Genomic DNA, 18,298 nt, shown 5'->3' with positions numbered 1-18,298 from the left:
CGCTTTTAAATATAATTTGCGTTTTTTTGAGTAAGTACCATATACTATTTGTATTAGATACTAGGATGTAGAGGTGAATGATGTGTTAGATCGTTTGCAAGCTGTAGAAAATCGTTATGAGAAGTTAAATGAATTGTTAAGTGATCCAGCGATTATTAGTGATTCAAATAAGCTTCGTGAATATTCAAAGGAACAGTCTGATATACAGGAAACGGTAGAGGTGTATCGTGAGTATAAGGATGTTCGTGAGCAATTAAAAGATGCGAAAGCAATGTTAGAAGATAAGTTAGACGCAGAAATGCGTGAAATGGTAAAAGAAGAAGTTTCTGAGTTAGAATCACAAGATAAAACATTATCAGAGCGTCTGAAAATTTTACTTGTTCCAAAAGACCCTAATGATGATAAGAACGTTATCGTTGAGGTTCGTGGAGCTGCTGGTGGAGACGAGGCAGCTTTATTTGCTGGTGACTTATACCGTATGTATAGCCGTTACGCTGAGGTACAGGGCTGGAAAACGGAGATTATTGAGGCTAGCTATACAGAGTTAGGTGGATATAAAGAGATTATCTTTATGATTAATGGTAAAGGTGCTTTCGCGAAGCTGAAATTCGAGAATGGTGCTCACCGTGTACAACGTGTTCCTGAAACGGAATCTGGTGGACGTATTCATACATCTACAGCAACTGTAGCTGTATTACCAGAGGCAGAAGAAGTAGAAATTGATATTCATGAGAAAGATGTTCGTGTTGATACATTCGCTTCTAGTGGACCTGGTGGACAGAGCGTTAATACAACGATGTCAGCGGTGCGTTTAACGCATTTACCGACTGGTGTAGTTGTATCTTGTCAGGATGAGAAATCACAGATCAAGAATAAAGAAAAAGCGATGAAAGTATTACGCGCACGTGTTTATGATAAGTTTAGACAAGAAGCGCAAGCTGAGTATGATCAAAACCGTAAACAAGCTGTTGGTACGGGAGATCGTTCAGAGCGTATTCGTACGTATAACTTCCCGCAAAACCGTGTTACAGACCATCGAATCGGTTTAACGATTCAAAAGCTAGATCAAATCTTACAAGGTAAGTTAGATGATTTCATCAATGCCTTAGTGATGGAAGATCAGGCTCAAAAGATGGAGGCAGCTGAGTAATGCGTGTCTATGAAGCCCTGAAATGGGCTTCTTCTTTTTTACAGGAAAATGGACGAGATGAAAATGCGGGAGAAATTGTCCTTTGTCATGTATTAAAGGTGAACAGAACAGGATTACTTATGAATATGCGTGAAGAAATAACTGAGGAACAAGAGAAAAGCTTTACGGAGTTTATCCATAAGCATGTAGAAGGTATTCCTATTCAATATATGATTGGTTATGAAATGTTTTATGGACGGTCTTTCTTTGTGAATGAAGAAGTATTAATACCAAGGCCGGAAACAGAAGAGCTTATAGTGGGAGTATTAGAAAGAATCGAGCGCCATTTTGGTGATGAGAAACTACATGTAGCAGATATAGGTACAGGTAGTGGAGCGATTTCTATTACGCTTGCTTTAGAAAATAAAAATCTTCATGTGTATACAGTAGATATTGCACAAGAGTCGATTGAAGTTGCAAAAGAAAATGCAAAAGCTTTAGGTGCAGAAGTAACGTTCTATCACGGTGATTTATTGTCACCATTTCATAAAACGGGTCAAAAGCTAGATGTTGTTGTTTCAAATCCTCCATATATACCGGAAGAGGATTGGCGTGGTCTTTCTCCTGTTGTGAAAGAGCATGAGCCGAAGAGAGCACTTGTTGGTGGTGAAGACGGATTAGATTTCTATCGCCGTTTTATGGAAGAATTGCCGAATGTGTTGCAGAAGAAAGCGATTGTGGCGTTTGAAATTGGAGTAGGACAAGGTGAGGATGTAAAAAGATTGTTACAACAAGCTTTTCCACATGCTCATGTTGAGGTTGTTTTCGATATTAACGGAAAAGATCGTATGGTATTTGCAGAGATGGAGTAAGGTTCACACCTTACTCTATTTTTTTGTGGAAAAATTCATATAGATTTTGAATTTAATAGTTTAGAAAGATGAAAGTCTGTCCACACTGTTTGTAGAAGGGACGGTGGAGGAAATGAAAAAACAAGTTATTGCTTATCTTCTTATACTATTAATTGGTGCACAGTTACTTGTGCAGTTTGGATATATGAAAGCTGATGCGAAAGGGCCTTCAGTTATTCCGAAAGAGGCCGTTCGATTACGAATTTTAGCAAATAGTGATTCAGATAAAGACCAGGCATTAAAGCGTAAAGTGCGTGATGAAGTAAAAGCACAAATTGATGGATGGGTAGCGGATTTAACTTCATTTGAAGAGGCGCGCAAAGTAATTCAAAGTCATATTCCAGAAATCGAGAAAACGGTGGAAAATACGTTAAAAAGAGAAGGAAGTAAAGAATCATTTCAAGTGAAATTTAGTAAGAATGTAAAGTTTCCTACAAAGGTATATGGGAATTTTATTTATCCGGCAGGGGAATATGAAGCAGTCTTAATTACAATTGGGGAAGGTGAAGGGGCAAACTGGTGGTGTGTATTATTTCCACCGATGTGTTTCTTAGATTTTTCAAGTGGTACAGCTGTAAGGAAAGAAGAACATGTTGTGAAGGCTGAATCTCCTGAAGAGGAGCAAGTAAAACAAATAGATAATGAAGAAGTAGTAAATGTAGAAGAGAAAAAAGAGGATGAGGTAAAAGAAACGAAAGTTGTAAAGCGGGAAGTAGTAAAAAAAGTAACATCTTCTGAAAAGAAAGTAGTAAAAAATGAAACAAAAGTCGAAGAGCAGCCTGTAAGTAAAGAAGAAACAAAAAATGTGGAAAAAGTGGAGAAACCTGTGGAGAAAAAACAAGAAAAGCAAAATGAGTATGTAAAAGTAGAAGAGGAAGAAGAAAAGCCAGAAGTTAAATTGTTTATTGTAGAAGCTTTTACATCTTTATTCTCTAAATAGTACTATTAATAAATCCCTCCTCATATATAAAAATGAGGAGGGATTTATTATGAAGAAAGTGTATTTTGCTACGAAAGCAGATGTGGAAAGATTACATTCTTTTTTCGGACAAGCTAATAAAAAAGATGATAAAATAAATGAGTTGTACGCACAATTTATGATTTTGGAAGAGGCGGAAGAAATACGAGCTGTAATTGGTTATGAACAAAGTGGGGAAGATGTACTTATTCGTTCTTGTTTATTCACACCTCATGTGGATAAACAGACTTTCTTATATTTTTTTGAAATGTTTTTGCAGTATATGAAAGAAAAAAGTGTTCAACAATTGTACTTACTAACAAATCATCCACAATCTGTACCGATCTTTCAGTTCTTTGACTTTTTTACTATAGAAAAGGATGAGGTTCCAGAGGGAATTCAACAGCTAGAACATTTTTGTAAAAATATAAAAGAGCAGAATGCAATAATACTAAATTGTCAGCTATTCACAAAGTTATCCACGGATTAATTAGGTTTATCCACATTTTGTGGATAAACCTTGTTTGTCTTTTGGATAAATCTCATAGTAAACTAAAAATAGACAAGTATTTAAGGCTAGAAAAGGACGTGGAAAAAAATGCATACAAATATGTGGGTTGTGGATAATGTTGTGGAAAGAAAAAAATATTATCCACAGTTACAAGAAGCAGCAAAATTATTAAGAGAAAATGAGGCGGTTGCTTTCCCTACGGAAACAGTATATGGGTTAGGGGCAAACGCGATGGATGATGAAGCAATCGCGAAAATTTTCGAAGCGAAAGGAAGACCGAGTGATAATCCACTCATTGTCCACATAGGTACAAAATCTCAGTTAGATGGGATTGTGAAAGAAATTCCACCAGTTGCAGAGAAGTTAATGGCGCATTTTTGGCCAGGACCATTAACAATTATTTTGCCGAGAAAAGAAGGAATTTCAGAGAAGGTGACGGCAGGACTTAATACGGTTGGAGTAAGAATGCCTGATCATCCAATTGCACTTGCTCTTATTGAAGAGGCGAATGTACCTGTTGCGGCACCAAGTGCGAATCGTTCAGGGCGTCCAAGTCCAACATTAGCTTCTCACGTATATGAAGATTTGAATGGGAAGATTGCAGGTATTGTTGATGGTGGTGCAACTGGAGTAGGCGTTGAATCAACTGTAATTGATTGTACAAGCACGGTTCCAACAATATTACGTCCAGGTGGGATTACGAAAGAACAATTAGAAGCGGTGATAGGTACTGTTTCTTTAGATCCAGCTTTAAAGGATGAGAAGGAAAAACCGAAATCGCCTGGAATGAAATACACACATTATGCGCCGAAAGCACCACTTAGTATTGTCGAGGGCTCACGTGAGTTTATTCAGCATCTTGTGGATGAGAAAAAGAAAGAAGGATTTAAAGTAGGCGTATTAACGACAGAAGAGTATCAGTACGTATATAGTGCAGATGTTATATTATCTTGTGGTGTTAGAAGTGACTTAGCTAGCGTTGCGACTAAATTATATGATGTACTTAGAACATTTGATGCAAGTGAAGTGGATGTTATTTTTAGTGAGTCATTCCCTAATGAAGGAATAGGGAATGCAATTATGAATCGTTTAACGAAAGCGGCAGGACATCATATTATTATTGAATGATAAGGTAAGATTAGCAAACAGAATATTTCTCCTTGGATAAGCATATTGTGAAGTAGCACGTCCAAGGAGGGGCATGAATGACGTTTGAACAGCTAATACCTTTAATAATTATGGCATTCGCCTTAGGGATGGATGCGTTCTCGGTGAGTCTTGGTATGGGGATGATGCCCCTAAAGTTAAGACAAATCCTGTATATTGGTATGACGATAGGGATATTTCATATTATTATGCCGTTTATAGGAATGGTACTAGGTCGTTTTTTATCAGAGAAATATGGAGATATCGCACATTTTGCGGGTGCTATTTTATTAATCGGACTAGGGTTTTATATCGTATATTCGACCATTTTACAAAATGAAGAGACTAGAACTGCCCCTATTGGAATTGGTTTATTCGTATTTGCATTTGGCGTCAGTATAGATAGTTTCTCAGTAGGGCTTAGTCTTGGTATTTATGGGGCACAGACAATTATTACGATTTTACTTTTTGGATTTGTTAGCATGTTATTAGCGTGGATTGGTTTATTAATTGGGAGACATGCGAAAGATATGCTCGGTACATACGGTGAGATAGTAGGTGGTATCATTTTGGTTGGGTTTGGATTATATATCCTTTTTCCTATATAATTTTATGTAGGAGGGAATTATGAACAAGCTATTGGAATGGTATGTTGAATTTTTAACCTTCTTTCCTCGATGGCTAAGAAGACTTATAATTTGGGGTATTATTTTGCAAATTTCGATGTTAGGTTGGATTAAGTTAATTCGTGAATGGTGAGATAGTTCCTTTCTGTGAATATTTTGTTTGTACTATATTTATTACGCTAAAAATTACAGATATAGAAAGGATGAGATGAATGACGAGATTGAAGCAAGTTTTTGGTATTATTATTAGTTTTTTTGTTTTTTGGTTTAGTATGCTCGGTGTACAAATGTTTGCTGAGTTTTTAGATATTGAGTCATTGAAATTTGTTGCGGGAAAGACTGAGGCGGCGCGTGCCTTTTACTCTCCGTACCCGTTTTTAATTGTTTTTCTTATTACATTGCTTTCCCTATACTTCTTCGTAATTAAGCTAGGGAAGCCGAAAAAAGAGAAAATGCCTACTTTAGAGGAAAAGAAGGAAGAATTACAATGATAAAATCCCCTGCTAAAAAGCAGGGGATTTTATATTTGAGTGATGGGAGGAATCTAGCTGCCTCCGCTTTTAGATGTTATCCAGCTCCAGCGGCTAGAATGGTCGGTGGCTTCGCGTCTTCCTGTGAGGCAAAAAGCGCCTCTACGTCAGAAGCTCCATCCCCCTCCCATTCTGAACGAGCCGCTTCCACTTTTAGATATTATCCAGTTCCAGTGGCCAGCTCTTCGCATCTAAGAACCTCCCGCACGAAAGGTAAAAAGCACCTTTTGTGCGAGAGAACCTTAGCTGGTCAGAGCTAAACGGGCCACTTCCACTTTTAAACTGGCCTAACCAATTCAAATTGTTCTCCTAATTTTGCATAGTTGTGTCCTGCTAGGCGGCTTATTGGTTTGAGTCCTTCGGCGTGAATGCGCCCTTTTTCATATAGATGTTCGGCAACGTGGAAACGAACGACGCGTCCAATTAGTAGATCGCAAGCTGGTGAGTCTTCCGTTCCGCCAAGTGGAATTGCACGTTCTAATACGCATTCCATTCGAATATTTGCTTCTTTTACACCTGGAACAGAGATGACTTCACTTTCGATTGGTGTTAGTTTTGCTAGTTCAATTTCACTTTCATTTGGCGGGAGGTTAGCTGCTGTTTCGTTAATTGCTGCTACATATGATTCGTCAGAAATATGTACGACAAATTCTCCTTTTTCAATTGCGTTTCGGGAAGTGTCCTTTCTTTCTCCTGCTTTTCGTTGTACAGATACTGAGATAAGTGGTGGATTAGCAGCGACAATATTGAAATAACTATATGGTGCTCCGTTTAGTACACCTTCTTTTGTTACAGAAGTAACGAATGCGACAGGACGAGGGATGATACTTCCGGTAAGTAATTTGTAATTATCTTTTTCAGTTTGTTCATTTGGATTAATGGATAACATGCTTGTAATCCCCTTTCTAAATATGAATACTTATTGTTTGTTTACAAGATAACGATGAGAAAATCCTGCTGGAAATAATATTTTGTTTCATAAAAAGAACTTACTTCAATTGTAATGAAGTAAGTTCTTTTTCAAGAATCTCAAATTTGAGATAAAAATTAAAGTAAAACGTATGCGCCAGGTCCGATTAAAGCTACACCAACAGCGACAGCGATTAACATTAAGTTATATTCATATCCGTTTTGTGTTACCCAGTAACCATTTTTTCCGTGAACAGTGAAGATAGCCATTAACATTGTTCCAACGATAAATAATGAACCAACTACAATGAAAATACCTGATGCGAATAAGAAACCACCTAGTAATTCAGTTGCGCCAGCCATAAATGCCATAAATACACCAGGACGTAAACCGATTGACTCCATCCAGCCACCTGTTCCTTTTAAACCGTAACCGCCGAACCAACCAAATAATTTTTGAGCGCCATGACCCATGAATGTAATTCCTATAATAAGACGAATAATAAGTAGACCGAAATCCATCATTTTAAAAACCTCCTAAAAGTTATCAACTTACCTTACGTAAGTAATAATAAAATAGTTACTTACTATAGTCAAGTGGATTTTGAAAAAAGTTTGAATTAAATTTTACAAATTAACAACAAAAAATAAAATGTAGTAAAGACCTCTAGACAAGTTGGGCAAAAAAAGAGAAAATATAAATAGAAGTTAACTTCTAATTGTTATTCAGACAATCAGAATTGACTGGAATTTTGTGAAGCGCTACAATAAGAGTCTATTAGTAATGACATAATTTATTTCGAAAGCGTTTTTACAGTATAATATTCGAAGTATGAAGTCTTACATGTATCCCGAGTTTTACTAGGGATTGCCCTATAAACTTTTAGGTAAATTATAAGGAGGACTATCCTATGTTTAAAAAATTATTCGGTCTTGGTTCAAAAACAAATGAAGAAACAATCGTAGCTCCATTAACTGGAGCAGTGAAAAATATTGAAGAAGTACCAGATCCAGTATTTGCTGGTCGTATGATGGGTGACGGTGTTGCAATTGATCCTACTGAAGGTGTAGTTGTATCTCCAGTTGATGGTGAAATCGTACAATTATTCCACACAAAACATGCTATCGGAATTAAAGCGAAAAACGGTACAGAAATTTTAATCCACGTTGGATTAGAAACTGTAAAAATGGAAGGTGAAGGTTTCGAAGCTCACGTTTCTGAAGGCCAAGCTGTAAAAGCTGGAGATAAATTAATCTCATTCGACTTAGAATTAATCCGTGAAAAAGCGAAAAGCACAATTACTCCAATTGTTATTACAAACACAGATGCAGCTGAGTCTATTAAGACAACTGTAGGCGTAGCAGCTACAAAAGGTTCAACAGAAGTAATGAAAGTTACAATGAAATAATTGCAATATAAGAGGAATCCGTTTCGTATGAAATGGATTCCTTATTTTTGTTGCGTGTTCAGTATGTATGTTAAAATACTCTAGGCACTTGGAAATAGGGTTTCACATATATGTGGATAAGGCGCATTTTTCTTAGAAAAAATATAAGAGAAATGCGCCTTTTGTATATTCACATTTCTTTTGTTCTATTCTAATGTAAGTTATGATGAATGATAAGAAATTGAATATAGGGGTGGGTTTGAATGAAACGAGTGTTATTTGTTTGTACTGGCAATACATGTCGTAGTCCAATGGCTGAGGCGTTGCTTCGTCATCACGGAGGAGATAAGTTTGAAGTGCAATCTGCTGGTGTTTTCGCCTATCCTGGGAGCGATGCATCGGTACATGCGAAGGAAGCTTTAGCTGAAAAAGGAATTTCAATTGATCATGCGGCGCAGCAAGTAAATGAAACTTTGCTTGATTGGGCTGATATTGTCGTAACGATGACAGAAAACCATAAGCAAATTGTACTTGGGCATTATCCGAGCGTTGAAAAGAAATTAAATACGTTATATGGATTAACTGAAGGTATAGGCAAGGACATTTCAGATCCATTTGGAGGCTCGCTTTCTATTTATAAAGAAACGTTAGATGAGATGGAAAAACTTGTACAAACTTTACTGAAAAAACATTCAGTAGGTTGATGTTTCGTGTATAATACGATATTGGAGATCACTTCTTCCTATATGAGGTAGCGAGTGTGAAATGAAGATAATTGATTGAAACTTTGGAGGGGTAAAAATGAAAGTAGTAATAGCATCTGATCACGGCGGTATGAATATCCGCAAAGAACTTGTAAGTTTATTAGAAGAGTTAAATATTGAATATATTGATTTAGGTTGTGAATGTGAAGCTGGTTCTGTTGATTACCCTGACTTTGCGTTTCCAGCAGCTGAAATGGTAGCGAATGGTGAAGTAGATCGTGGTATTTTAGTTTGTGGGACAGGCATTGGTATGTCAATCGCAGCAAACAAAGTAAATGGTATCCGTTGTGCGTTAGTTCATGATACTTTCAGCGCGAAAGCGACGAGAGAGCATAATGACACTAACATGCTAGCAATGGGCGAGCGTGTAATTGGTGCTGGTCTAGCGCGTGATATCGCGAAAATCTGGTTAACAACTGATTATGAAGGTGGTCGTCACGAAAACCGCGTAGGAAAAATTAAAACATACGAAACAAAGTAATAGATTCTAACTATCAGTAGTGTGAAATATAATTTGGTGAACCAACCTGTGAAAGGAAGAGGCGTAATGACAGAAATCGTAAAGGTAAGAGAACAGCTACAAATGTCGCTTTCTGATTTCCAAGAACAAGCTTCATTACAAAGCGGTCAAGTTTTTGTAGTGGGTTGTAGCACGAGCGAAGTGCTAGGCGAAAGAATTGGAACATCAGGAACGATGGAAGTAGCAGAGGCGATTTTCTCTGAGTTAAAACAATTTCAAGAGCAAACAGGTATTGAATTAGCGTTTCAATGTTGTGAGCATTTAAACCGTGCTTTAGTAGTTGAGAGAGAAGTAGCGATAAAATATCAATTTGAAATTGTAACAGTTACGCCTGTTAGATCAGCAGGTGGTGCATTGGGGACATATGCGTATCACAATTTGAAAGATCCGGTAGTAGTTGAGTTTATTAAAGCTGATGCAGGAATGGATATTGGTGATACATTTATCGGTATGCATTTAAAGCATGTAGCTGTTCCGGTTCGTACAAGTGTGAAGGAAATTGGAAGTGCGCATGTAACGATGGCCAAAACACGTGGAAAACTAATTGGTGGAGCACGTGCTGTCTATGCGGCAGTGGAAGAGACTACCACTTGCCGTTAAATATGAGAAATTAGAAAGTCATATAGTACCTGTTTATCATAAGGTAAAAGGTATGTTGTCTGACTTTATAATAGAAGAAAGAAAAGACCGATTTTCGGTCTTTTTTTTCTTTTATGATATAGAAAGTCATGTTAGAATGTAGTTGAAAACATGAAGGTTCGAAAGAATTACAACCTGAATTTTCGTTTTTTCTGAATAAATAAGAAAAAACTGTTGGGAATCGATGTAATTCGTTCAGAAAAGGGGGATTTTGGTGGATCATTTAAAACGTCAAGATGAAAAGGTATTTGCTGCAATTGAGGCAGAACTAGGAAGACAGCGTTCAAAGATTGAGTTAATTGCTTCGGAAAACTTCGTAAGTGAAGCAGTAATGGAGGCACAAGGTTCTGTTTTAACGAATAAGTATGCTGAAGGATATCCTGGAAAACGTTACTATGGTGGCTGTGAACACGTAGACGTAGTAGAAGATATCGCACGTGATCGCGTGAAAGAAATTTTCGGCGCAGAGCACGTAAATGTTCAACCACACTCTGGTGCACAAGCGAACATGGCAGTATACTTCACGATTTTAGAGCAAGGCGATACAGTACTTGGTATGAACTTATCTCATGGTGGTCACTTAACACACGGAAGCCCTGTTAACTTCAGTGGAGTACAATATAATTTCGTAGAATATGGCGTGGATGCTGACTCTCACCGTATTAATTACGATGATGTATTAGCAAAAGCGAAAGAACATAAACCAAAATTAATCGTTGCAGGTGCAAGTGCATACCCTCGTGTTATCGATTTCAAGCGATTCCGTGAGATTGCAGATGAAGTGGGCGCTTATTTAATGGTTGATATGGCACATATCGCAGGTTTAGTAGCTGCTGGTTTACATCCAAATCCAGTACCACATGCACATTTCGTTACAACGACAACACATAAAACGTTACGTGGTCCGCGTGGTGGTATGATTTTATGTGAAGAGCAATTTGCAAAACAAATTGATAAATCAATCTTCCCTGGTATTCAAGGTGGTCCACTTATGCACGTAATCGCTGCAAAAGCTGTTGCATTTGGTGAAGCACTTCAAGATGATTTCAAAACATATGCACAAAATATCATTAACAATGCGAACCGCTTAGCTGAAGGTCTTCAAAAAGAAGGACTTACACTTGTTTCTGGCGGAACAGACAATCACTTAATCTTGATTGATGTTCGTAACTTAGAAATCACAGGTAAAGTAGCAGAGCACGTATTAGATGAAGTTGGTATTACAGTGAACAAAAATACAATTCCATTTGAAACAGCAAGCCCATTTGTAACAAGTGGTGTACGTATCGGTACAGCAGCTGTAACATCTCGTGGTTTCGGTTTAGAAGAAATGGATGAAATTGCGTCACTTATTGCTTATACATTAAAAAATCATGAAAATGAAGCTGCATTAGAAGAAGCACGTAAGCGTGTAGAAGCGTTAACTAGCAAATTCCCAATGTATCCAAATCTATAATAGATTGAAGAAGACTGCCGAGACTTAATTGTTTTGGCGGTCTTTTTTTTGGACATATATTATTTTTAAAGTATGTATACAAATGATGAATAAATTTTGGCGATATAATGAAGGATACAGCTCCCATAATTGGTAAAGATACTAGATAGATTCATTGTAAAATCATGATTTTGCCAAATTTGCCCTTGAATATTAGTAGCGTTTTCTTTACAATCGTAAATAGTGTAAAAAAGCGTGCAAACGCATGAATATCATCTAAAGGAGAGATTCACATGGGAAAACTGTATGTATTTGATCACCCGTTAATTCAACATAAGATTACATATATTCGCGATAAGAATACAGGTACGAAAGATTTTCGTGAATTAGTGGACGAAGTAGCAAGCTTAATGGCTTTCGAAATTACTCGCGACCTTCCACTTAAGGACATTGAAATTGAAACACCTGTAAGCAAAGCGACAACAAAAGTGATCGCTGGTAAAAAACTTGGTTTAATTCCGATTTTACGTGCAGGTTTAGGAATGGTTGATGGAATTCTGAAATTAATTCCAGCAGCAAAAGTAGGACACGTTGGTTTATACCGTGACCCTAAAACATTGCAACCGGTAGAATACTATGTGAAACTTCCAACGGATGTAGAAGAGCGTGACTTTATCGTACTAGATCCGATGCTAGCAACAGGTGGTTCTGCGGCTGAAGCAATTAACTCTCTGAAAAAGCGCGGTGCGAAACAAATTAAATTAATGTGTATCGTTGCAGCTCCAGAAGGGGTAAAAGTAGTACAAGAAGAACATCCTGATGTTGATATTTATGTAGCAGCATTAGATGAGAAATTAAATGACCACGGATATGTAGTACCAGGTCTTGGTGATGCTGGTGACCGTTTATTCGGAACGAAGTAAGACAACTGACGAGCAGGGGAGATTCCCCAGCTCGTCTTTTTTGCTGTAAGCAAGTAGGGGAGGGGGAGAGGATAAATATACATCGTATATACAACATAAGTTGCATACACCTCACATATAATATAGAAGTCTTACGTCTGAGGAACACTATATTATGGAAGAAAAGCGTTATATCTCGAAAATATAATAGTGACAAACTTGTGAACATTTCCTTCTATTATAAAGAGAAAACTGTTAGAAATTGCATATATGTAACCAGTATTTAGAAGGGGAACGTTTTCATTTTTGGGAGGAAATGCCTAATACTCAAATTTTTAGATTTTTTACGATTTCTCGTTGACACTGTTAATACCCTATTGTATGCTAACAACGGGGATAGATGGTAGGGCTTTCAGTGACAAAATTACATCTATTCCGTGACGAAAATGTAAACTTTTTGTTTTGTATAGGATTTATGCAAAAAAATGAGTTATTATTAACACATCGTGAATGAGGGTTACATATTGGAGGGATGAATCCTTGCAAAAAAACGATCGCAGCCATATAAAAGCTTATGCTTTAATGTCAGGTATTCTTGCTCAATTAGTCGGTTCTATTCTTGTTGGAATCTTTGGTGGGCAGTGGATTGATAATAAGGTTGGAACGTTTCCGTTGTTTCTTATTATAGGGTTATTACTCGGACTAGGAACAGGGGTATACGCAATGATTCGACTCATTCGACATTACTATTCGGGAGAGCAATGATGATAGACGTACATGGACTTGTCCAAAGACAAAAGAAATATATGTACTACTTGCTTGCGCTTCTAGTGCTAGGATGGGGATTTACCTCTTACAAGGATGTATTTCTTGGACTGATTATCGGTACGATTTTCAGTTTTCTTAGTTTGCGCATCATTGCACGTAGAACAGACAAGCTGCTAGATCGCGTAACAAATGGAGAAAACGTGAAGTTCAAGGCAACAGCGGTAAGTACATATTCAAGATTCGCCACGATTGGGTTATTAATTTTATTTGCAGCCAAATATCAAGAGTTAATCGCGATGTGGGGCCTAGGTGTAGGATTGCTGACAGGATACCTTGTCATGATCATAGATTTTCTTTATTTAGAGTATAAGAGCAGGGAAGAGAGGTGAATTACTAGTGGAACACGGTAAATTAGTTGAATTTCTAGGTTTAACGTTCGATTTGTCATCAGTTATGATGGTTACTGTAGCAGCAGTTATTGTTTTCTTAATCGCTGTTATCGGAACTCGCAGCTTAGCTCTTCGCCCAACCGGGATGCAAAACTTCATGGAATGGGTGTTTGACTTCGTGAAAGGGATTATCAATAGTACGATGGACTGGAAAACAGGTGGACGTTTCTTAACGCTTGGCGTTACGCTTATCATGTTTATCATCGTATCGAACTTCCTTGGTTTACCATTCATGTATTCAGCAACTGAAGCTGGCGAACATATTGCATGGTGGAGATCACCAACGTCTGATCCAGCAGTTACATTAACATTAGCCGTGATGGTAGTTACCCTCACCCATTATTATGGAATTAAGATGAAGGGTACGAAAGAGTACGTAAAAGGTTATTTCCAACCTATGAAATTCTTATTCCCATTAAAGGTTATTGAGGAGTTTGCTAACACATTAACGTTAGGTCTTCGTTTATTTGGTAACATTTATGCAGGTGAGATCTTATTAGGATTACTTGCTAAGTTGGGCGGAGCATCAGTCCTTGGGGCATTAGGTGCGCTTGTACCAATGTTAGCATGGATGGGATTCAGTGTATTCGTTGGATCAATCCAAGCATTTATTTTCGTTATGTTAACGATGGTTTATATGGCTCATAAAGTAAGCCATGACCATTAATATAATTTAAGTAAGAAAAAATTTATTTTTTTATAATACAAAGGAGGACAAATTAAATGAGTTTAGGTGTAATCGCAGCTGCAATTGCAATTGGTTTATCAGCATTAGGTGCAGGTATTGGTAACGGTCTTATCGTATCACGTACAATCGAAGGTGTTGCTCGTCAACCAGAATTAAAAGGCGCACTTCAAACAATTATGTTCATCGGGGTTGCTTTAGTTGAGGCACTTCCAATCATCGGTGTAGTTATTGCATTCATCGTAATGAACAAATAAGGGAGACTCCCCTTACATAGATGGCGAAGAGTGTTTTTCCGAACTTTCTTCGCCATTGCTTTATGAACGAAACGTATGTCTTTTTTTTTCATATGATCAATTTAGATATTTTGAAGGGAGTGAATCCTTGTGCCAACTTTATTATTAGGAGCTTCCATTCCATTTGGAACGATTGCTTATACATTGTTCATTTTCTTACTTCTATTAGTAATGCTACGCAAATTTGCGTGGGGTCCTTTAATGGGAATTATGAAAGAACGTGAAGAGCACGTTGCTAATGAAATCGACGCTGCAGAAAGAAATAATGCTGAAGCGAAGAAATTAGTAGAAGAACAACGTGAGATGTTAAAACAATCGCGTGTTGAAGCACAAGAGTTAATCGAAAGAGCGAAAAAGCAAGCTGTAGATCAAAAGGATGTTATTGTTGCTGCTGCGAAAGAAGAAGCAGAATCAATTAAAGCATCTGCTGTACAAGAAATTCAACGCGAAAAAGAGCAAGCAATTGCTGCTTTACAAGAACAAGTCGCTTCTTTATCTGTTCAAATTGCTTCTAAAGTAATTGAAAAAGAATTAAAAGAAGAAGATCAAGTGAAGTTAATTCGCGATTATATTAAAGAAGTAGGAGAAGCGCGATGAGCAATGGGATTGTAGCAAAACGTTATGCTGTCGCTCTTTTTAAAATTGCAAAAGAAAAACACGTATTAGAAATGTTTGAAGAGGAATTACGCCTTGTACAAAACGTTTATGTAAAGAACGGAGAACTACATAGCTTTTTAACGCAACCGAACATTTCAAAGGAACAAAAGAAAACGTTTCTTGCAAACGTATTCGGATCTGTTTCTGAATCTATTTTAAATACGTTATATATTTTAATTGATAACAAACGCATTGATATCTTACCTGAAATTGCAGATGAATATGTTGTTCTTGCTAATGAAGAACGTAACGTAGCGGATGCAACTGTATATTCTACTCGTCTTCTATCAGAAGAAGAGAAGCTTAACATTGCTGAAGCATTTGCAAAGAGAACGGGAAAAGATGCAATTCGCGTGAAAAATGTTGTAGATGAAGATTTACTAGGCGGAATTAAAGTACGTATTGGAAATCGCATTTATGACGGAAGTTTACAAGGAAAATTAGCACGTATTCAGCGTGAATTAATGAAGAATAGATAGGGGTGAAGCACATGAGCATCAGAGCTGAAGAAATTAGCGCACTGATAAAGCAACAAATCGAGAACTATCAGTCTGAAATCGAAGTTAGTGATGTTGGTACAGTTATCCAAGTTGGTGACGGTATCGCGCGTGCTCATGGTCTTGATAACGTTATGGCTGGTGAACTTGTAGAGTTCTCTAACGGCGTTATGGGACTAGCACAAAACTTAGAGGAAAACAACGTAGGTATTATCATTTTAGGACCTTACACAGAAATCCGTGAAGGTGACGAAGTTCGTCGTACTGGTCGCATCATGCAAGTACCGGTAGGAAAAGAACTAATTGGTCGTGTTGTAAACCCATTAGGTCAACCAGTTGATGGTTTAGGCCCAATCAATACAACAAACACTCGTCCAATCGAAAGTCCAGCACCAGGTGTAATGGATCGTAAATCTGTTCATGAGCCACTTCAAACAGGTATTAAAGCGATCGATGCTCTTGTACCAATTGGCCGTGGTCAACGTGAGTTAATCATTGGTGACCGTCAAACTGGTAAAACAGCAGTTGCACTTGATACAATCATTAACCAAAAAGATGAAGACATGATTTGTATCTACGTAGCAATTGGACAAAAAGAATCAACTGTACGTAACGTAGTAGAAACACTACGTAAGCACGGTGCATTAGAATACACAATCGTTGTAACTGCATCTGCTTCTCAACCAGCTCCATTACTATACCTAGCTCCTTATGCTGGTGTAACAATGGGTGAAGAGTTCATGTACAATGGTAAACACGTATTAGTAGTATATGATGACTTATCAAAACAAGCAGCGGCTTACCGTGAGCTGTCATTACTATTACGTCGTCCTCCAGGTCGTGAAGCTTACCCAGGGGATGTATTCTACTTACATTCTCGCTTATTAGAGCGTGCAGCAAAATTAAGTGATGCAAAAGGCGGCGGTTCTTTAACTGCACTACCTTTCATCGAAACACAAGCAGGGGACGTATCAGCATACATCCCAACAAACGTAATTTCTATTACGGATGGACAAATCTTCTTACAATCTGACCTATTCTTCTCTGGCGTACGTCCAGCGATCGATGCGGGTACTTCTGTATCTCGTGTAGGTGGATCTGCTCAGATTAAAGCAATGAGTAAAGTATCAGGTACACTTCGTCTTGACCTTGCATCTTACCGTGAGTTAGAAGCGTTCGCTCAGTTCGGTTCTGACCTTGATAAAGCAACTCAAGCGAAATTAAACCGTGGTGCTCGTACTGTTGAGGTATTAAAACAAGGATTACACAAACCGTTACGTGTAGAGAAACAAGTTATCATTCTTTACGCTTTAACACGTGGATTCCTAGATGATATCCCAGTAGTAGATATCACTCGTTTTGAAGAAGAATTCCATGCTTGGTTAGATTCTAATGCGACTGACTTATTAGAAGAAATCCGCACAACTAAGAAACTTGCGGATGACGACAAATTTGCAGCAGCAATCAATGGATTTAAAAAAGTATTCGTAGCTTCTGAATAATAAAAGCTCCAGCGGCTCGTTCAAGCCGCTGGAGCTAGATAGTATATATAAAAGGCATCTCGGGCTCTGAGATTGCTAAAGGTCATGTAAAGGAAAAGAGTAGGTACACCTATTCTTTTCCTTCAATCATGAGCAAGAATATCTTGCAACGTAGATTAGGAAGAGGATTCTTACTAATCGTGCCAACTTCCGGAAAAAAGGTGGTGAAAACCTGTGGCATCTTTACGCGATATAAAAGCGAAGATTAACTCGACAAAGAAAACGAGTCAAATTACGAAAGCGATGGAGATGGTATCTGCATCTAAGTTAAACCGTGCAGAGCAAAATGCTAAATCTTTCGTTCCGTATATGGAAAAGATTCAAGAAGTAGTAGCGAGCATTGCGCAAGGAAGCAAAGGGATTAATCATCCAATGCTAAATGCGCGTCCTGTAAAGCGTACAGGATACATCGTTATTACGTCTGATCGCGGACTAGCAGGTGGTTATAACAGTAACGTATTACGTACAGTAAGTAACGTAATTCGTGAACGTCATAATATGGATTCAAACCAATATTCTATTATTGTGCTTGGACGACTAGGACGTGATTATTTAAAACGTCGCGGCTTTAACATTATTGATGAAGTAGTTGGATTATCTGACCACCCATCATTTACTGATATTAAAGACCTTGCTTCTCGAGCAATTGCGATGTTCGCAGATGGTGCTTATGATGAGCTGTACATTTACTACAACCATTACGTAAGTAAAATTTCACAAGAGGTAACGGAAAATAAAATTTTACCGCTTACTGATGTGGCGTCTGACAAACCGACGACAGCTTATGAATTCGAACCTTCTGAAGAAGAAATTTTAAAAGTACTATTGCCACAATACGCAGAAAGCTTAGTGTACGGTGCATTACTAGACGGTAAAGCAAGTGAGCACGCAGCGCGTATGACAGCAATGAAGAGTGCTACAGACAACGCAATGGAAGTTATCGATTCACTTACACTTTCATTCAACCGTGCGCGTCAGGCAGCGATTACGCAAGAAATTACGGAAATCGTTGGTGGAGCAGCAGCGTTAGAATAGTA

The 18,298-nt window shown here is 37.8% G+C and carries 25 protein-coding genes; 23 read left to right on the top strand and 2 right to left on the bottom strand.

The genetic code is table 11. From position 1 onward, the window contains the following. Positions 1-82 precede the first annotated feature (82 nt). The 8 genes from prfA (at position 83) to MR107_RS25390 (ending at position 5,772) form a co-directional block, all read left to right on the top strand. The gene (gene prfA, locus MR107_RS25420; RefSeq protein ID WP_000887064.1) at positions 83-1,150 is read left to right on the top strand and encodes a peptide chain release factor 1; all 1,068 of its coding nucleotides are present in this window, start codon (positions 83-85) and stop codon (positions 1,148-1,150) included. Continuing rightward, on the top strand, positions 1,150-2,001 hold the full coding sequence (gene prmC / locus MR107_RS25415) for a peptide chain release factor N(5)-glutamine methyltransferase (protein WP_001267065.1): 852 nt from the start codon (positions 1,150-1,152) through the stop codon (positions 1,999-2,001). The genes prfA and prmC overlap by 1 nt, the downstream gene beginning before the upstream one ends. A 112-nt stretch (positions 2,002-2,113) precedes the next feature. Beyond that, positions 2,114-2,980: a stage II sporulation protein R gene (gene spoIIR / locus MR107_RS25410; RefSeq protein ID WP_078186271.1), complete on the top strand. Its 867-nt coding sequence runs from the start codon at positions 2,114-2,116 to the stop codon at positions 2,978-2,980. A gap of 49 nt (positions 2,981-3,029) precedes the next feature. Continuing rightward, positions 3,030-3,488, top strand: a complete 459-nt coding sequence (locus MR107_RS25405; protein WP_000758437.1) for a GNAT family N-acetyltransferase — start codon at positions 3,030-3,032, stop codon at positions 3,486-3,488. A 108-nt stretch (positions 3,489-3,596) separates the two neighbouring features. Beyond that, on the top strand, positions 3,597-4,637 hold the full coding sequence (locus tag MR107_RS25400; RefSeq protein WP_000557354.1) for an L-threonylcarbamoyladenylate synthase: 1,041 nt from the start codon (positions 3,597-3,599) through the stop codon (positions 4,635-4,637). Between the two features lie 77 nt (positions 4,638-4,714). Continuing rightward, positions 4,715-5,263: a manganese efflux pump MntP gene (locus MR107_RS25395; RefSeq protein WP_059304270.1), complete on the top strand. Its 549-nt coding sequence runs from the start codon at positions 4,715-4,717 to the stop codon at positions 5,261-5,263. A 19-nt stretch (positions 5,264-5,282) separates the two neighbouring features. Beyond that, on the top strand, positions 5,283-5,414 hold the full coding sequence (locus tag MR107_RS31415) for a hypothetical protein (RefSeq protein WP_255772611.1): 132 nt from the start codon (positions 5,283-5,285) through the stop codon (positions 5,412-5,414). A 79-nt stretch (positions 5,415-5,493) separates the two neighbouring features. After that, complete coding sequence (locus MR107_RS25390; protein WP_000197472.1) at positions 5,494-5,772, top strand: DUF3935 domain-containing protein; 279 nt, start codon at positions 5,494-5,496, stop codon at positions 5,770-5,772. Between the two features lie 316 nt (positions 5,773-6,088). Here the strand turns inward: MR107_RS25390 and MR107_RS25385 are convergent, their stop codons facing one another. Both MR107_RS25385 and MR107_RS25380 read right to left on the bottom strand, forming a co-directional pair. After that, entirely contained in the window at positions 6,089-6,700 is a 612-nt protein-coding gene (locus tag MR107_RS25385) for a flavin reductase family protein (RefSeq protein WP_000949055.1), read from the bottom strand. Between the two features lie 158 nt (positions 6,701-6,858). After that, positions 6,859-7,245 (bottom strand): DoxX family protein, encoded by a 387-nt coding sequence (locus tag MR107_RS25380; protein WP_000968616.1) that lies wholly within the window; start codon positions 7,243-7,245, stop codon positions 6,859-6,861. Between the two features lie 386 nt (positions 7,246-7,631). Here MR107_RS25380 and MR107_RS25375 point away from each other — a divergent pair, with 386 nt between their 5' ends. The 15 genes from MR107_RS25375 to atpG all read left to right on the top strand — a co-directional run bounded on the left by MR107_RS25375 (position 7,632) and on the right by atpG (position 18,296). Further along, positions 7,632-8,129, top strand: a complete 498-nt coding sequence (locus tag MR107_RS25375; RefSeq protein WP_000473665.1) for a PTS sugar transporter subunit IIA — start codon at positions 7,632-7,634, stop codon at positions 8,127-8,129. A 242-nt stretch (positions 8,130-8,371) separates the two neighbouring features. Beyond that, positions 8,372-8,812, top strand: coding sequence for a low molecular weight protein arginine phosphatase (locus MR107_RS25370; protein ID WP_000832373.1), 441 nt, complete (start codon positions 8,372-8,374; stop codon positions 8,810-8,812). A 97-nt stretch (positions 8,813-8,909) separates the two neighbouring features. Further along, on the top strand, positions 8,910-9,353 hold the full coding sequence (rpiB, locus tag MR107_RS25365) for a ribose 5-phosphate isomerase B (RefSeq protein WP_000869542.1): 444 nt from the start codon (positions 8,910-8,912) through the stop codon (positions 9,351-9,353). A gap of 66 nt (positions 9,354-9,419) precedes the next feature. Further along, positions 9,420-9,992, top strand: coding sequence for a TIGR01440 family protein (locus tag MR107_RS25360; RefSeq protein ID WP_000136386.1), 573 nt, complete (start codon positions 9,420-9,422; stop codon positions 9,990-9,992). A gap of 253 nt (positions 9,993-10,245) precedes the next feature. Continuing rightward, a complete protein-coding gene (glyA, locus tag MR107_RS25355; protein WP_000349805.1) occupies positions 10,246-11,487 on the top strand; it encodes a serine hydroxymethyltransferase in 1,242 nt (413 codons plus the stop codon). A 272-nt stretch (positions 11,488-11,759) separates the two neighbouring features. Beyond that, positions 11,760-12,389 carry a uracil phosphoribosyltransferase gene (gene upp, locus MR107_RS25350; protein WP_000517539.1) on the top strand — a complete coding sequence of 210 codons (630 nt, stop codon included), beginning with the start codon at positions 11,760-11,762 and terminating at the stop codon, positions 12,387-12,389. Between the two features lie 379 nt (positions 12,390-12,768). After that, positions 12,769-12,882 carry a DUF4024 domain-containing protein gene (locus tag MR107_RS25345; RefSeq protein ID WP_000232962.1) on the top strand — a complete coding sequence of 38 codons (114 nt, stop codon included), beginning with the start codon at positions 12,769-12,771 and terminating at the stop codon, positions 12,880-12,882. A gap of 26 nt (positions 12,883-12,908) precedes the next feature. Then, positions 12,909-13,133, top strand: a complete 225-nt coding sequence (locus tag MR107_RS25340) for an AtpZ/AtpI family protein (RefSeq protein ID WP_001171223.1) — start codon at positions 12,909-12,911, stop codon at positions 13,131-13,133. Further along, positions 13,133-13,525 (top strand): ATP synthase subunit I, encoded by a 393-nt coding sequence (locus MR107_RS25335; protein ID WP_000567600.1) that lies wholly within the window; start codon positions 13,133-13,135, stop codon positions 13,523-13,525. Before MR107_RS25340 ends, MR107_RS25335 begins: the two co-directional genes overlap by 1 nt. A gap of 7 nt (positions 13,526-13,532) precedes the next feature. After that, entirely contained in the window at positions 13,533-14,252 is a 720-nt protein-coding gene (gene atpB, locus MR107_RS25330; protein WP_000399871.1) for a F0F1 ATP synthase subunit A, read from the top strand. 56 nt (positions 14,253-14,308) lie between these two features. Further along, a complete protein-coding gene (gene atpE / locus MR107_RS25325) occupies positions 14,309-14,527 on the top strand; it encodes a F0F1 ATP synthase subunit C (protein WP_000052064.1) in 219 nt (72 codons plus the stop codon). A 129-nt stretch (positions 14,528-14,656) separates the two neighbouring features. Further along, positions 14,657-15,163, top strand: coding sequence for a F0F1 ATP synthase subunit B (gene atpF, locus MR107_RS25320; protein WP_001142624.1), 507 nt, complete (start codon positions 14,657-14,659; stop codon positions 15,161-15,163). Then, positions 15,160-15,702, top strand: a complete 543-nt coding sequence (gene atpH / locus MR107_RS25315; RefSeq protein ID WP_000064683.1) for a F0F1 ATP synthase subunit delta — start codon at positions 15,160-15,162, stop codon at positions 15,700-15,702. Before atpF ends, atpH begins: the two co-directional genes overlap by 4 nt. Positions 15,703-15,713: 11 nt before the next feature. After that, positions 15,714-17,222: a F0F1 ATP synthase subunit alpha gene (atpA, locus tag MR107_RS25310; protein ID WP_000027518.1), complete on the top strand. Its 1,509-nt coding sequence runs from the start codon at positions 15,714-15,716 to the stop codon at positions 17,220-17,222. Positions 17,223-17,435: 213 nt separating this feature from the next. Further along, positions 17,436-18,296, top strand: a complete 861-nt coding sequence (gene atpG / locus MR107_RS25305) for a F0F1 ATP synthase subunit gamma (RefSeq protein WP_000157696.1) — start codon at positions 17,436-17,438, stop codon at positions 18,294-18,296. Positions 18,297-18,298: the final 2 nt, after the last annotated feature.

It is taken from the genome of Bacillus cereus group sp. BfR-BA-01441 (assembly GCF_022663075.1).
GTDB lineage: Bacteria > Bacillota > Bacilli > Bacillales > Bacillaceae_G > Bacillus_A > Bacillus_A cereus.
Note: the sequence above shows the minus strand (reverse complement) of the source record. Positions and strands in the feature narration are given on the sequence as shown.